Source organism: Chitinophaga sp. (assembly GCF_039596455.1).
In the GTDB taxonomy this organism is placed as follows: Bacteria; Bacteroidota; Bacteroidia; order Chitinophagales; family Chitinophagaceae; genus Chitinophaga.
Map to the genome: position 1 here is coordinate 156113 of NZ_JBCNJR010000001.1, position 16238 is coordinate 172350.

The following is a 16238-nucleotide window of genomic DNA, read 5'->3' on the forward strand; positions in this document are numbered from 1 at the left end:
TTCTTTTAATTCAGTTATAAAGTCAGTTTCAGCCCGGCGGTAATTGTTTTCATCGGCGGCATGCGCAGGCCCTGGGTTTCAGGGTCGAAGCCGTCGTAGCTGGTGATGGTCAGCAGGTTCTGGCCAGACAACACCACGCTCAGGTTGTTCACTTTATAGCGGCTTAGCAGTTTGGATAAATTGTAACGCAGGGCTACATTCTTGAGACGGATAAAAGACGCGTCTCCCCATACTGCAGAAGACAGGCGATAGTAATCGTAGAGCACATTGCCTCCGGAGGTAGTGGCCATGGGAATACCAACCTGGTCGCCTTTTTGACGCCAACGGCCGAGGGCGCTGATGTCTTTGTTGTACATGGTGCCATAGGCCCTTGACAGATAGCCATGGTTCAACAGCGGGCCTTCCTGCTTTACAAACTGGAACAGTACATCCAGCTCCAGGCCTTTATAACTGAAGGTATTTTGCAAACCCCCAAAGAAATCAGGCATGGTTTTACCCAGTACCACCAGGTCATCCGGGTCTTGCGGAGGGTTGTTGCCGTTGGACGAGTTCAGGATAGCCTCGCCGGTTTCAGGATCTATGCCGCCGAACTGGAAACCTTTTTCAATGGAAAGAGATTTACCTACCACATATACGTCCTTATAAGTGGAGGATTCAATACCCGGGTACTCCATCAGCTCATTTTTATTGAAGGAGATGTTAAACATCGTTCTCCATTCAAAATCTTTCTTCCGGATGTTGACAGAAGTAATATCAAACTCCCAGCCGGTGTTCAGCACTTTAGCCGGGAAGTTATCTGTAATCTCTTCAAACCCTACCTGGGGAGACAGCATGAAGTCTACCAGCATATTGCTGGACACATTACGATAAAAGTTGGTATTAAACAGCAGCCTGTCTTGCAGAAACCCCAGCTCTAGCGCTGCTTCCAGCTTTTTGGTTTCCTCCCAGCGGTAAGTGGGGTTGGGCAGGCGCGCGGGGGTAAGGCCGGGCACGCCATCGTAGGGATAAGTAGTGCTTTGCCAGCTTTCAAGGAACTCATTGTTACCAATACGATCGTTACCGGTAATGCCTGCGCTCGCTCTCAATTTGCCATAACTTAACACCCTGTTGTCACGCAGGAAACTTTCCTCAGAGAACACCCAGGCGGCACCTACCGCGCCAAAATTACCGAAGCGGTTGTCCGGACCAAAGCGCGTAGAACCGTCGCGGCGGAAGCTGGCATTTACAATATATTTACCTTCCCAGTTGTAGTTGATACGTCCAAAACCGGAAGTATAACGGTAAAAGCTGTAAGTAGAAGAAATCGGTATAAGCCGGCCGGCAGATTTAATGTCTTCGAGCAATCCGTCGTTCACAAAGTTCTCCGCATTAATGCGTTCACCCTGTAACAAGTCACCCTGCCAGGTGGCCCCTGCAAGCAACTGCAGTTCACCTTTGCTGATCTGGCGCGTGTAGTCAATTTGGGGTTCCACTATCCAGGAAGCCAGGTCTGAATTTCCAAAATAGCTGAAGCTGCCGGTAGTATTGTTAGGGTCTTGTGATATAAGCGGATAAGTCTGCACCTGTTTCATGTCTCTTTTCGTATAACCAAGGCTCACTTTTGCGTTGAGGCCGGGTAATATGCTATACCGCAACATGCTATTGGCAATCAGGGCATTGGTACGGGAATTTGACGTTCTGTGCAGCATGGCCATCGGGTTCAGAAGATAGTTATTACGCCAGAAGTATTTACCGGTAGAGTCATAGATGGGATAGTTAGGCGCCAGATCATAATAACCCGTGATGTCTGTGGCGATAGACTTGTCCTGAATAAAATTGTAGTTGACAGACAAAGTTGCCTGGAACTTGCCATCCAGTCCTGTATGGTCAAGGCTGAAGTGAGAGCCTGCCTTTTTGAAAGGCAGACTGTTGGGCATTACAGTTGTCTGGTGGTCATACGTGCCGCTGAACAGGAAACGCGTTTGCTCCGTACCGCCTGAAATGGAGGCAGACACATTGGTAAAATTGGCCGTATTGCCGATCATCTTCTTTTGCCAGTTGTTATATGTGTGCTGATCCCATACGGTGAGATCAGGTGCATTGTCTTCATCCGGCGTTTTGCCGTCATTGGCAAAAGCTTCCCTGCGCATTTCAAGATATTGCTGGGTATTGAGCATGTCAAGCAGGTTCACGACTTTGCTGCCGCCGCTGGTTACGTTCAGGTTAAAGCGGGTTTGGCCGGCTTTCCCTTTTTTGGTGGTAATGAGTATTACCCCGTTAGCAGCACGGGAACCGTAAATAGCAGTAGCGTCCGCGTCTTTCAGAATGTCTATACGGTCAATATCATCAGGGTTGATGCTGGCCAGCGGGCTCTGGTTGCCATTGGCGGAGGAGAACTGATTAAGCGGGTCAGACACAAAAGGTACCCCGTCTACAATATACAGTGGGTCAGTCGCCCCCAATATGGAATTCCTGCCGCGCAGCATCACGTTGAAGCTGGAACCGGGCAGACCATTAGATGATGTGATCATCAGGCCCGGCACCCTGCCCTGCAAAGCCGCCAGCGGGTCCAGCACCGGCTGGTCAGTAATGTCTTTGCTTTGCACGGTAGAAATGCTGCCGGTGTTCTTGCGGCGGATGGTAGTGCCATAACCGATAATTACCGCTTCATCCAGCGCGCTTACGGCAGGTTTCATCACCAGCGTAAGCGGGCCCTGGTTGGCTACCTGCACTTCGTATGGCTCAAAGCCAATGTAGCTGAGCACCAGCACGTCACCAGGCCCGGCATTGATGCTGAATTTGCCGTTAACGTCCGTTACCACGCCTTTGGTGGTGCCCTTCACTTTGACGCTTACGCCAATGAGCACCTGCCCTTCCTGGTCTTTTACCGTGCCGGTCAGCGGCTGCGCCTGCTGCGGCGTTTCCAATGCGGCCACCGGTTTCCTTTTCAGGAAGATCGTTTTGTCTTTAATGGTATAGTCCAGCGGCTGGTTGCTGAACACGGCGGCCAGAAAATCTGTAAGGGCCTGGTTCTTTGCCTTGATGGTAACCGGCTTGGTAGCTGCCAGCATATCACGGTCATAAAAGAACAGGAAACCTGTTTGCTGCTTGACCGTGGCAAAAACTTCTTCCAGCGGCACGTTCTTCAGCGATGCGGATACGGATTGCGCGTAACTGGCCGCGGAAACCCGCAAGCAGCCTGCAATAATCAGCAATACCGTTAGTCTCATAATTCGTACGATTTTGGTTCGCAGAAACGTTAGTTTGGTTGGTGGCAGCCCCGGTATAGATGAGGCCTGCACATGACAATTCAATTGCATAGATTTGCATTGTTTGGATAGAGAATACTGATATATCAAAAAAACATCCAGACGTTATGCCGGGGGCGGGTCCAAGCGCCTCCGGTTTTTTTTATTGGATGACAATTTTCCTTCCTTCAAGGGTAAAGCGGATGCCCGTTGTCTGCAGACCTTCCAGTACATCGTTCAGGGGGAGGTTACGCTGAATTTCGCCCTGGAAACGGCTGCCGGGCACCGCGCCCTTGTATTCCACTTCTACATCGTACCATCTTGACAGTTGCCGCATCACGGTTTTCACGTCCGCATTCCGGAAGTTGAATATTTCGTTCTTCCAGGCAACGGCCTGTTCCGTATCTGCCTGTGCCACTGTAATGCCCGCGGCCGTTACCTGCGCCTGCTGGCCGGGCTGCAGCACGCGGCTCTGGCTGCCGGCAGTTACCTGCACGGAGCCTTCCAGCAGCGTTGTATTGATGCTGGCCTCATCTGCATAGGCGTTCACGTTAAAACGTGTGCCCAGCACCGTAATGGTGTTTTCTTCGCTGATCTTTACCCGGAAGGGCTTTGCGGCATTCTTCGCCACTTCAAAATAGGCTTCGCCGCTTACTTCCACCGTTCTGTGGTTTTCCGTAAAGGCGGTGGGATAGCGGAGGGAGGAAGCAGCATTGAGCCAAACCCGTGTACCGTCTCCCAGGGTGATCTTGAACTGACCGCCCCGGGGAGTGCGCAGGGTATTGAACCCAACCGCCGCATTTTCCCCATCCTTGTATTCCAATAGACCACCCTGCTGGCGAATGGCGGTGCCAGCCTGCATGATCACCTGATTACCTGCACTGTCTAACGTAACGGCAGAACCGTCTGCCAGCGTCAATACCGCTTTGTTGCCGCCCGGCAATACCACGGCCGCCTGTTGTGCGGCTTCCGGTACAACAGGAGCAGGCCGCAACAAATACGCGGCGGCGCCTGCAAGCAGCACCAGTACCGCGGCAGCGGCCCACCAGCGGTTCCGGTTTTTCACTACGCGCATTTTTTCAGGGAGGCGCGCTCCCGCAAACTTTTCCCAGGCCGCCGTTTCATCAAAAGCCGCATACCGCTGGAGTTTTCCAAGCAAATGCTCATCCTGCGTGCATTCTTCGAAAAAACGCCGGTTATCAGCAGAAGCATTGACCCAGGCCTGCAGCTCTTCCTGCTCGGCCGCCGTCAGCTCCTCCCGCAAATGCCGGAGTATGAGAAAAGATATCCTTTGCAATTTTGATGATTTACTATAGAAACACCAATTTGTTTGTTTCGATGAAAGGAAACAGGTATTTTTTTGAAAAAATCTTACCCAAAACGAAGGAGACGGGTAAAGCGCTTATATTCAGCGGATTGGGAAAAAGAAAGACAAATGGTTCAGCGCATGTTCATTAAAGCCATGTACAGCATAAAGGCCGGCAGCAGGTCCTTTTTCAGGAGAGAGGCCCGTATGAGCTTGAGAGCACGGAGTTTTTGGGTACGTACAGTGTTATAGGAAATACCCAGCTGGCTGGCAATTTCTTCGTTTTTCCGCCCTTCCAGGTAACTCATGGTAAAAACGCGGCGGCATTGGGGCGGCAATTGTTCTATTTCTGCATACAATTCTCCAATGATCTCCACTTCGGCCATGAGCGGGTCAAAATCTGCCGGCGCTTCTTCCTGGAGGTATGAAAATTCTTTCTCCTTCTCCGTTTGCCGGTGCTTATGGCGAACATAGTTCAGGCAGGCATTTTTAGTGCTGATATAAAGAAAAGCCTTGATAGCGGTGGTGGTGGGGAAATCTGCCCGTTTGTTCCAGAGTTTGGAAAAAGTTTCCTGCACAAGGTCTTCCGCCTCCTGCGCATCTTGTGTAATAGATGCGGCAAAGTAGCACAATGCCTGATAGTGCCGGCGAAATATTACCCGGAATGCCTCCTGGTTTCCCCTGGCAATACGCTCCAACAGTTCATCTTCCGTTATGTTCTCAGCAATTCCCAAATAAGCAGCCTCCCTTAAGTGAGCCTAAAAATACGAAAAGGGCCGCACAATTGCTGCTTTAGCCCTTTACGGCAAAGGGCAGCGGCTCTCCTTTCAGGCCGGCAATGAGGTTTTGGGCGGCCATTACGGCCATGCCGTTGCGCGCTTCCATGGTTGCGGAGCCAATATGGGGGAGCACGGCCACATTGGGCATGTTCAGCAGCGGGTTCTCAGGGTCCATCGGCTCGGGGTTGGTCACGTCCAGCCCGGCGCCCCATATCTGCCCTTCCTGCAACGCGCGCAGCAGGTGCTGCTCATTGTGCATGGCGCCGCGGGCGGTATTGATGAAAATAGCAGACGGTTTCATTTTGCCAAAGGCCGCCTCATCAAACAACCCCTTTGTTTCCGGCGTAAGGGCCGCGTGGAGGGACAAAACGTCACTTTCCCGCAGCAGTTCGTCAAACGGTACCCAGCGCGCGCCCAGCTCCCGCTCCGCCGCCTCGTTGCGGCCGCGGTTATGATAAATCAGCGGCATATCATATGCTCCGCTGCACTTACGCGCCAGGGCCATACCTATCTTACCCAGCCCAAACACGCCCAGGGTTTTGCCGTTCAGCTCCATACCCAGGTTTTTGGTGGGCTCAAAAAAGCCCCATTCCCCGCGGGCTATAGTGTTGTGCAGGTAAAAGGCCTTCCGCGCCACTGCCATCATCAGCAGAAATGCCGCATCTGCCGTGGCGTTGCTCAATACGCCGGGCGTATGACCGACGGGTATGCCCAGTTCCCTGGCCGCAGCTACATCCACATTATCATACCCGGCAGACATCAGGGAAACTACTTTTAAATGGCTGCAGGCGTTGAGGAACACCATATCTATTTTATTGGCGCCGCCAACGCTCAGCAATGCATCGTGCTGCAGGCAGGCGGCAATCAGCTCTTCCTGCGCAAGCTCCCGCTTTTCGGTGTGTGCCGTTACTTCAATGCCTGCCGCGCGTAACAATTGTAATCCAACGTCTGGTATCTTCCGGGTGATGAATGCTTTCATGCTTTGAAATTACACAATTAAATGCCGACTTTTGTTACATGGAAATGAGACCACTGGGTAATTCCGGATTAACCATTGCCCCGCTGATGTTTGGCGGGAACGTATTTGGATGGACAGCGAATGAAGAAATGTCTTTCCGCTTGCTGGACGCCTTTACAGATGCGGGTTTTAACGCGGTAGACACCGCTGATATCTATACGGTGCGGGTGCCCGGCAATACCGGCGGAGACTCCGAAAGAATAATCGGCAAGTGGCTGAAACAAACGGGCAAGCGGCATAAAATAATGCTGGCCACCAAAGTAGGCGGCGTGTTCAGCGAAGAAAAAAAAGGGCTGCGCAAAAAGTACATCCTGCAGTCTATTGACGACTCCCTGGCCCGCCTGCAAACGGATTATGTAGACCTGTACCAGTCTCATTACGATGATCTCCATACTCCCATAGAAGAAACCCTGGAAGCCTATGCGGAAGTGATACGCGCCGGCAAGGTGCGCGCCATCGGCACCTCCAACATGAGCGTGGAAAGAATACAGGAATCCCTTAAAATAAGCCGGAATGCGGGTTTCCCCGCCTACCAGTCGCTGCAGCCGGAATACAACCTGTATGACCGCCAGCAGTATGAAACTACCTACGCCCCGCTGGCGGCAGCGGAAAACCTGGGTGTCATTCCCTACTTTGCCCTGGCCAGCGGTTTTCTCACCGGCAAATACCGCTCTGAGGCAGACCTGTCCGGCAGCAGCCGTACCAGGTACGTATCAAAGTACCTGAGCCCAAGAGGGTATGCCATATTGGCCGCGCTTGACGCCGTGGCCGCCAAACATCAAAGCAAACCCGCTACGGTGGCCGTAGCCTGGCTGATGCACCGCCCCGGCATTACAGCGCCCATTGCCAGCGCTACCAACATGGCGCAATTGCAGGGCTTGTTTGATGCGGTGCAGTTGCAGCTGGATGCGGAAGATCTGCGGCAGCTGGAAGAGGCAAGCGGGTACTGACAGTTTCGTACTGCTGTTACTGTGCGTCATTACTGGGCTACCAGCTTCAGCGCCTCTTGATCATCATATTCCTTTATCAGCCTGGTCAATTCCTTTTTCAGACCGGCCGTTATTTTTTCATAGCCCTTTTTACCGTAAAGATTTTTCATTTCGGAAGGGTCTTGCTGCAGGTCAAACAGTTCCCAATTATTAGCACCCTGGTAAAAGCGGATGAGCTTGTACCGCCCCGTGCGCACGCCGAAATGGGGTATCACGGAATGTTCTCCGCTTTCATAATAATGATAGTACAATGATTTGCGCCACGGGGCAGCCGGCTGTTTCAGTAGCGGCAGAAAAGATCTCCCCTGCACGTCAGCCGGTATGGGTACGCCCGCCGCATCCAGGCAGGTGGGCGCAATGTCAAGATTCATCACCAGGCCGTTGATAACGCTGCCGGGCTTCAATACACCGGGGTAGCGCACTACCATGGGCGTGCGGAAAGATTCTTCGTACATAAAACGTTTATCGAACCAGCCGTGCTCGCCCATATAAAAGCCCTGGTCAGATAAGTAGATCACCATGGTGTTGCTGCTGAGATGATGCGCATCCAGGTAGTTGAGCACGCGGGCAATGTTACGGTCAAGAGAGGCCGCGGTGGCCAGGTAGTCTTTCATATAACGCTGGTACTTCCATTCCGTCAGTTCTTTTCCGCTCAGCTTCCGCGCCTCCAGGTCTGCGGCAATGGGTTTGTAGTAGGCGTCAAACTTTGCGCGCTGCGCGGGGTTCAGCCGTATGTAGCCCTCCTTTCCGAAGCCCGTGTCTGGCATCATTTTCAGGTCGTAGCCAAGGCGCATGGTGTGTGCAATGCTCATGTCCTGGTGCGCGGCGGCATAGCGCCCTTCATAATTATCGTAAAAATTGGCGGGGAGGGGGAAGGTACGCCCGTCATACAGCCCGAGGTCTGCGGTATCCGGTATCCAGGTGCGGTGGGTGGCCTTGTGGCCAATCACAAGGCAGAAGGGGCGTGTGGTGTCCCTTCCGCTCATCCACTGCTCCGCATCGTCTGTGATCAGGTTGGTCACATATCCTTCCTTGCGAACGGTTTTCCCGTTCATGGTCAGGAAATCGGGATTATAATAATGACCCTGGCCGGGAAGTATCTGCCAATAGTCGAAGCCCTGCGGTTTTGACTCCAGGTGCCACTTGCCTATCCACGCGGTCTGGTAACCTGCGCTGCGCAATCTTTTCACAAACTGGTCTTGCCCGGCATTGAAAGTGGAGTGATTGTCTTTGAAACCGTTTTTATGGCTGTACTTGCCGGTGAGAATAACTGCCCTGCTGGGGCCGCAGATAGAATTGGTCACATAGGCGCGGTTGAATACGGCGCCTTCCCTGGCCAGGCGGTCTATGCCCGGCGTTTGCATCAGGTTGCCGCCATAGGCGCTGATGGCCTGAAAGGCGTGATCGTCCGATACAATAATAATGATATTCGGCTTTGCGCCTGACTGCGCATGCAATACGCCGTTCAGGCACAACAGCGTCAGTAATAAAACATAACGCACAGTAATATTTTTTAAATGTTATTTTCTTGTTTTGCTTGCGGCCTTCAGGCGTTCCAGCTCGGCCGCCATTTCTTTTACTTTTTCGGGATGCTGTGCAGCAATGTTATGCTGTTCTCCGATGTCTTTGCCCAGGTCATACAATTGCGGCTCCGTATCCCTGCCGGTTTCTATGTTCACGAGTTTGGCAAGCTTGGGGCCATCTGCGGGAGTGATGTATTTGAGGTTGCCCTGTACCAGCGAGAGCGGGCCTCCCTGCAAAATCAGCCAGGGGCGGCCTTTCAGGTCTTTACCGGTCAAAGCGTCCAGCATGTTGAAACTGTCCGGCGCATCATCTGCGCCCAGCTGCTGGCCTGTAAGCCGGGCCAAGCTGGCATACAGGTCTATCTGGCTGATGAGCGCGCCGGAGGTTTGACCGCCCTTAATGCCGGCCGGCCATCGTACGATCCAGGGTACGCGGGTACCGCCTTCAAAGGCGCTGTATTTGCCGCCGCGCAGGGGGCCGGCCTGTTTGTGGCCGTTGATCATGGTAACGGCTTCGTCTTCATACCCATCGTCCAGCACCGGGCCATTGTCACTGGAAAAAATAACAATGGTGTTTTTCTCCAGCCCTAACTGGCGCAGCTTCTGGGTAATGCGGCCTACCGTCCAGTCCATTTGCAGGATAGCGTCTCCCCGGTAGCCCAGGCCGCTTTTGCCTTTGAACGAGGTGGCGGGCATGCGCGGCACGTGTATGTCACTCAGGGCAAAGTACAGGAAGAAGGGGCGCTGCCGGTTGTCTTCAATAAATTTTTCCGCCCTTTCCGTAAAGGCATATGCCAGCTCTTCATCCGTCCAGCGGGCCTTGTGGCCACCTTTCATAAACCCGATGCGGCCAATGCCGTTCACGATGGTGTTATTATGCCCATGGTTGGGGGAAGAGGCCATTTTCAGCAACTCCGGATTTTCTTTGCCCGTGGGGTCGTTGCCCACCTTTTCTTTATAGTTCACCTCAATGGGATCCTTCTTATCCAGGCCCAGCACGGTATGGTTCTCGAGGAAAACGGTGGGCACCCGGTCTGCCGTGGCGGGAAAACAGAAGGAGTAGTTAAAGCCCACTTCATTGGGGCCGGGCTTCACATCCCGGTTCCAGTCAATAGTGCCGCCGTCTCCCAGGCCCAGGTGCCATTTGCCTACCAGCGCGGTCATGTAGCCGGCTTTCTGCATCATGGTGGCCAGAGAAGGCTTGTCTGTGGGGATGATCATGGTAGCGTCTCCGGGCAGCACGCCGGTGCCGCTTTTGCGCCAGGGGTAGCGCCCCATGAGCAGCCCGAAGCGGGAAGGCGTACAGGTGGCGGAAGTAGTGTGGCCATTGGTAAAACGGATGCCCTCCTTCGCCAGCTGGTCAATATGCGGTGTCTGTATTTTGGTGGCGCCGTAACAGCTCAGGTCCCCGTACCCCAGATCGTCTGCATAGATAATAACAACATTGGGCTTTTGCTGTGCATACAAACACTGGCCGGCAACAAGTGCCAGTGCCACAAAGAGTAACTTTTTCATACTACGGTAGATGTTTTATATCAACTGTAGTACAATATAGAAAACATACCGCATACTGTGGAGCCATTTGCCCGCTATTTCTTTTTTGTGCGGGGCGTTTTCTGGGCTTTTTTGTTGTGGGTCACGTCATCTCCCTTCAGGTCTTGCTCTTCGTTCTTGCGGCTGTCAAGGTTATCCCTTATTTCCGGGCGGGGCGTATGTACCATGCCTTGTTTGGACTGCTTGTTCTGCTGGCTTCTGGATGTTTTCATGGCCTTTGTTTTTAAAAAGTACCAAAAAAAACATGCCACCCGGAAAATCTCGTTGAAATTGACTAAATTAACAGTAGTGAGTTACCCTGAAAAGTAGGCACACAAACAGATACAAGTTTTTCATAATTCATTTTCAGCCAAAATTTTCACAGATTTACACACCGTTTTAAGCATGATAACAACGCCTTCGATATTGCTGATTGAAGATGATGTTGACGATCAGGAAATCTTCACATCAGCACTTGCATTTATAGACAGTGGAATAGTCTGTTCCATTGCCGCCAACGGTTATGAGGCCATTATGCATCTGAATGAGGCGGTGGCATTGCCTGACCTGATATTCCTGGACCTGAACATGCCCATGATGAACGGAGTGCAGTTTCTGCGGGAAGTAAAAGCCGGTCATAAGGCTAAAGACGTACCGGTGATCGTATTTTCCACTGCATCAGATATTAAGATCATACAGGAAGCGAAGCTGCTGGGCGCTGATCAGTTCATCACCAAGCCGGAAAAATTTTCGGAGCTGGTGGGCGTATTGCATGGCCTGTTGTTCCCTGCCACCAAATAACTGTTTTTCCAACCTGACATATGCCTGCAGAGCAACCGGTACACCGGGGTTTCCGTAAACACCCTGAATAGTACAAACACATCTGCATGAAGCGAGTTCTGTTGCTGATTCTTGTGGCGGTTGCCTTCTCCGCCAGGGCCGATCATATTACCGGCGGGGAGATGTATTATACCTACACGGGTTTTTCCAACGGCCGCCACAATTACCGGGTAACGCTCAAACAATTCAGGAGCTGCTTCACCGCCAACAGGCAATTTGCGAACCCCACCTATATCGGCATTTTCAACCGCAATACCGGCGAAAAGATCCAGGACATGCAGGTACCCCTTTCCCGGGAGGAAGAATTGAGCACCACCAGTACAGACCCCTGCATTACCCGCGCACCGTTTATCTGCTACCTGGTGGGTTACTGGGAATTTAATGTGTCCCTCCCGCCGTCAGCAGACGGGTATACGCTCACATCACAGGTCACCAACCGGGTAGATGCCATCAACAACCTGGAGCCGGGTTACGGGCGAATTGGCGCTACCTACACCGCAGAAATACCGGGTACACCGGCCGTTACCAACAGCAGCGCGTATTTTACGGGCAGTGACCTGGTGACCATTTGCGCAGAAAACGCTTTCTCCTACAGCTTTGCAGCAGAAGACCCTGACCGTGACCAGCTGCGGTATTACTTCTGCGAAGCTTACCAGACCATTGGCTACTCCGGCGGTGGCGGGGGAGGCGGTGGCGGCGGTGGTGGCGGAGGAGGAGGCGTTGGCGGCAACAACAGCCAGCCGCCTGTATCTCCCCCGTATTATGCCGTGCCTTACGGCGACGGCTTCAGCGGCGGAGCGCCGCTGGGCAACCGCGTTCACATAGACCCGAATACCGGCCTCATTACCGGCATTGCGCCCGGCACAGGTATTTACGTAGTAACTGTTTGCGTACAGGAGATCCGCAACGGCGTGGCCATTGCCACCCAGCGAAAAGACCTGCAGATCAATATTACCGGCTGCACCGTGGCCGCCGCTACCCTGCAGCCGGAATACATGCTGTGCCGCAACTCTACACAGCTAACGGTAGGCAACCTTTCCAACAGTCCGCTCATTGCCTCCTACTTCTGGGAGTTCACCAACAGCGCGGGCAATGTGGTATACACCTCCACCAATGCCGTGGCAGACCATACCTTTACCTCGCCCGGTACTTATACCATCAAACTGGCCACCAACAGGGGCCTGCAATGCCCGGACTCTACGGAGGCCAAAGCGCTGGTATACCCCGGTTTCATACCGGCGTTCAGCAGCACGGGCGCCTGCATCAACAGGCCGGTGTTGTTTCATGATGAAACCACCACCGTTACCGGTACGGTCAATTTCTGGGACTGGGATTTCGGCGAACCTTCCCTGCAAACAGATTTTTCCGCAGATCAGCACCCCGCTTACACATACCCGGTGATGGGCAATAAAAATGTCCGCCTCATTGTGCACAACACGGACGGTTGCAAGGATACGCTTTTCAGGCCGGTAGATATTCTTGACAAACCACCCGTAGGCCTCCGCTTCCGGGATACGCTCATTTGCCCGCCAGACCGGCTGCAGCTGCAGGCTACAGGCACGGGCGCATTCAGCTGGACGCCGGCGGCGCAGATCACAGGCGCCAACACGGCAGCCCCGTACGTATCTCCTGTAACAGACACGAAATATTATGTAGACCTCGACCAGAACGGCTGCCTCAACCGCGATTCCGTATTGGTGCGTGTAGTGGACCACGTTAGCCTGCAACTACCGGCAGACACGGTGATCTGCCAGGGAGATGCCATTCAGCTGCGGCCATCTACCAATGGCCTGCTATTTACATGGACGCCCGCACAACTCCTCAACTTTCCTGATGTAAGAAACCCCACGGCCACCGTTACACAAACCACCACCTTTTCCGTAACGGCCAGCATCAGCCAGTGCAGGGCCACGGCAGACATGACGGTTACCACCGTGCCCTACCCGCGCGCATCCGCCGGAGCAGATACGGTGATCTGTTTCGAGAACGCCGCGCAGCTGCACGGCGCTACGGATGGCAGTACTTACACCTGGCAAACCACAGACGCCAATGGCGTACCCGCCGCTTCACTGGAGCCGGTAGTACGCCCCGCCGCCACCGCTGCATACATTTTCACGGCCACAGACAACAGGGGCTGCCCCAAACCCGTGCGGGACACGGTGGTGGTACGCGTGCTGCCGCAAATAAACGCCTTTGCCGGGCGGGATACGGCCATTGTATTGGGCCAGCCGCTGCAGCTGAACGCTTCTGGCGGCACGCGCTACACATGGTCTCCGGCGCAAGGGCTGTCCTCCACCTCCATTCCCAACCCGGTGGCCCTGTTCAACTCCCCTACCCGCGCCTTCCAATACAAGGTAATAGTGCAGAACGAAGCAGGCTGCGCAGATTCCGCCTTCATGAACGTAAAGGTGTACAACACCCTGCCGCAGGTATTTGTACCCACCGCCTTCACACCCAACAATGACGGGCTGAACGATCAGCTGCGCCCCATTGCCGTGGGCATACAGGAAATAGAGTTCTTTATGGTGTACAACCGCTGGGGCCAGCTGGTATACAGCGGCCGGCAAAACGGCATGGGCTGGAACGGGCGCATCAATGGGGAGCTGCAGCACACCGGGGTGTACGTGTGGCAGGTAAAGGCGAAAGATTACCTGGGGTACGACTTTTATCTAACGGGCACGGCTACCCTGTTAAGGTAACAAGCCCCCGGTCATATTTCGTACTTTCGTTTTGTACCATTTTTATATTATCAGCAAAGGCGGCGGCTCCGCGCTGATACCCGCCTGCAAGCATGCCCATGTGGAAGTAGTAGCCGCCCTGCTGTCTGACAAAAACTTTCCTGTTGACCATATTAACCGCCTGGGCTGGACCGGCCTGCTGGAAGCCATCATATTGGGCAATGGCAGCGCGGCCCATGTGCAGGTAGTAAAAATGCTCATTGCCGCGGGCGCCAATGTGAATATTGCGGACAAAGACGGCGTGAGCCCGCTGGCACATGCCAAAAGAAAAGGACAAACCGCTATTGCCAACCTGCTGCAACAGGCTGGCGCCAAATAAGTGTTTGGGGGCTAATAGAAGGAAGAATGGCAAAAAGCCGTTCCGTGGAGCGGCTTTTCTATTCCGGCAAACTTGTTTGCACCGATCTATTTTGCAGGCACGATCCTATTGCTTACTTTTATGGAACACATCCCGTAAAAAAAATTTATACCGCCCTGTGTAAGACCAATATCATGAAACTATTCCAACCCCTGGCTGAGATAATTTCCTTTGGCTCCCAAAACCTGGCAGAAGAACAACAGCAGAGAATACGGATCATTAACACATTGAGCCTGGTCACTGCCCTGCTGGCCATCAGCATGGGCCCTGTTTTCTACTTCATGACCGGCAAGCTGCAGATCCTCATCCCCGCCCTGGCAGAAGGTCTTAGTTTCTTTTTCGTGATCTGGCTCAACCGCCGGCACCGGTTTGAGACGGCCAGCATCTGCATGATGTGCTTTCAGGCGGTGTGGGCCTTATACTTTGGCGTACTGCTGGGCACGGCCATCGAAATTACACTGGTATTGCTGTTCATGATCAGCGCCACCTTCCTGGTGTATAAAAAAAGAAGGTCTATCCTGATCTGTCTTTCCGTTACCGTTGGCGGCCTGGCGGTAACCGAGGCGTTTTATTTTGGAGGCTGGGTAGAACCGCTTGTTTTTGAGCACACTACCACCTTCATCATCCGCTGGTGCTTCATACTCGTTATTCTCAGCCTCAACACCATCTGCATCATCTTTTATAAAAAAATGACCAACGGGCTCATGCTCACGCTGAAGGCCCGCACTACGGAGCTGGAAAAGGCCAACCAGTCAAGGAAAGTGTTCCTGCAGGAAACCAGTCACGAGCTGCGCAACCCGCTCAACGCCATTTTCGGCATTGTACAACTGATGCAGATGGACCTTAAAAGCGGGAAAATAAGCACCTCCCTGCCCGCACTGGTAGACAGCCTCTACTCCGCCAGCTTCAACATGCGGGAGATCATCAACAACGTGCTGGAGCTTTCCCGCATAGAAGCGGGCCATCTGGACGAAGTACGGTACAGGAAGATGGACGTGCGCAAAACGCTCTGCAACATTGCCAATATCTATGAATATGTGGCCAACACCAAAGCGGTACACATCGACCTTATTTTTTCGGAAGCCCTGCCGGAAAAGGTGATGACAGACGAAACCAAGTTCTCCCAGATCATCAACAACCTGCTGATGAACGCTATCAAATTCACCCGGCCCAAAAGCGACATTGCCATCAGGGCCGGCGTGCAGGGCGGGGAATGGTACGTGAGCGTAACAGACCAGGGCGGCGGCATTGAACAAGACAAACTGGTACGGATCTTTGAGCCTTTTGTGGGAGAAAAAAGCTCCTTCATAGAAGGCACCGGGCTGGGCCTGCACATCTCCAAACATTTTGCGGAGCTGCTGGAAGGGAACATTACGGTAGAATGCCTGGAAAATACGAGCACCACCTTTACCGTGTACTTCCCCCTCTCCGGCGCTGACGCCGCCCTGCAGCAGGCCTTGCAGGCACAGCCGCATGAGAAGATGTTTGGCAGCAAAACAGTACTGGTAATAGAAGACGACAAGATGAACCAGGTGATCCTCAAAAACTTCCTCCTGAACAACGGGGTAAGAGTACTCACGGCCAACAACGGGGTGGAGGGGCTGGCCACGGCCCGCAAGCAGGCGCCTGACCTTATCATCCTGGACTCCCACATGCCCAAAATGAACGGCCGTGAAACCCTGCAGCACCTGAAAAACGACCCCGGCCTGCGCCGTATTCCCGTCATTATAGCCTCCGGTGATGCTTTCACTGAAACCGCCGCCGGTTTCATGCGGGAAGGCGCCAGCGATTATGTGACCAAACCGATTGAATTTACGGCGCTGCGGCTGGTGCTGGAAAAACACCTCACCGGCGTGGAATCCGACTAATCTCCCATAGCGGTATAATAATTGTACGGTTTGCCCGGAGCACTTGAAAAATAAGGGCA

At 53.3% G+C, this 16238-nt stretch carries 12 protein-coding genes; 5 read left to right on the top strand and 7 right to left on the bottom strand.

Annotation, left to right across the window (positions count from 1 at the left end; translation table 11 throughout):
- Window positions 1-14: 14 nt before the first annotated feature.
- The 4 genes from ABDW36_RS00580 to ABDW36_RS00595 form a co-directional block, all read right to left on the bottom strand.
- Window positions 15-3209, bottom strand: coding sequence for a TonB-dependent receptor (locus tag ABDW36_RS00580; RefSeq protein ID WP_343699938.1), 3195 nt, complete (start codon window positions 3207-3209; stop codon window positions 15-17).
- A 181-nt stretch (window positions 3210-3390) separates the two neighbouring features.
- The gene (locus tag ABDW36_RS00585; protein WP_343699939.1) at window positions 3391-4524 is read right to left on the bottom strand and encodes a FecR domain-containing protein; all 1134 of its coding nucleotides are present in this window, start codon (window positions 4522-4524) and stop codon (window positions 3391-3393) included.
- 143 nt (window positions 4525-4667) lie between these two features.
- On the bottom strand, window positions 4668-5267 hold the full coding sequence (locus ABDW36_RS00590; RefSeq protein ID WP_343699940.1) for an RNA polymerase sigma-70 factor: 600 nt from the start codon (window positions 5265-5267) through the stop codon (window positions 4668-4670).
- A gap of 58 nt (window positions 5268-5325) precedes the next feature.
- A complete protein-coding gene (locus ABDW36_RS00595) occupies window positions 5326-6291 on the bottom strand; it encodes a D-glycerate dehydrogenase (protein WP_343699941.1) in 966 nt (321 codons plus the stop codon).
- Window positions 6292-6329: 38 nt separating this feature from the next.
- On the opposite strand from ABDW36_RS00595, the gene ABDW36_RS00600 reads away from it, so the two are divergent.
- Window positions 6330-7280 carry an aldo/keto reductase gene (locus ABDW36_RS00600; RefSeq protein WP_343699942.1) on the top strand — a complete coding sequence of 317 codons (951 nt, stop codon included), beginning with the start codon at window positions 6330-6332 and terminating at the stop codon, window positions 7278-7280.
- Window positions 7281-7309: 29 nt separating this feature from the next.
- Here ABDW36_RS00600 and ABDW36_RS00605 read toward each other — a convergent pair whose 3' ends face one another.
- From ABDW36_RS00605 to ABDW36_RS00615, 3 genes are all read right to left on the bottom strand, one after another.
- On the bottom strand, window positions 7310-8821 hold the full coding sequence (locus ABDW36_RS00605) for a sulfatase (RefSeq protein WP_343699943.1): 1512 nt from the start codon (window positions 8819-8821) through the stop codon (window positions 7310-7312).
- 18 nt (window positions 8822-8839) lie between these two features.
- A complete protein-coding gene (locus ABDW36_RS00610) occupies window positions 8840-10357 on the bottom strand; it encodes a sulfatase-like hydrolase/transferase (protein WP_343699944.1) in 1518 nt (505 codons plus the stop codon).
- A gap of 74 nt (window positions 10358-10431) precedes the next feature.
- Window positions 10432-10608, bottom strand: coding sequence for a hypothetical protein (locus ABDW36_RS00615; RefSeq protein ID WP_343699945.1), 177 nt, complete (start codon window positions 10606-10608; stop codon window positions 10432-10434).
- 172 nt (window positions 10609-10780) lie between these two features.
- Here ABDW36_RS00615 and ABDW36_RS00620 point away from each other — a divergent pair, with 172 nt between their 5' ends.
- From ABDW36_RS00620 to ABDW36_RS00635, 4 genes are all read left to right on the top strand, one after another.
- Window positions 10781-11176, top strand: coding sequence for a response regulator (locus ABDW36_RS00620; RefSeq protein WP_343699946.1), 396 nt, complete (start codon window positions 10781-10783; stop codon window positions 11174-11176).
- 86 nt (window positions 11177-11262) lie between these two features.
- A complete protein-coding gene (locus ABDW36_RS00625) occupies window positions 11263-13914 on the top strand; it encodes a T9SS type B sorting domain-containing protein (protein ID WP_343699947.1) in 2652 nt (883 codons plus the stop codon).
- 31 nt (window positions 13915-13945) lie between these two features.
- Window positions 13946-14272, top strand: coding sequence for an ankyrin repeat domain-containing protein (locus ABDW36_RS00630; RefSeq protein WP_343699948.1), 327 nt, complete (start codon window positions 13946-13948; stop codon window positions 14270-14272).
- Between the two features lie 173 nt (window positions 14273-14445).
- A complete protein-coding gene (locus ABDW36_RS00635) occupies window positions 14446-16179 on the top strand; it encodes a hybrid sensor histidine kinase/response regulator (protein WP_343699949.1) in 1734 nt (577 codons plus the stop codon).
- The last annotated feature ends 59 nt before the right edge of the window (window positions 16180-16238 follow it).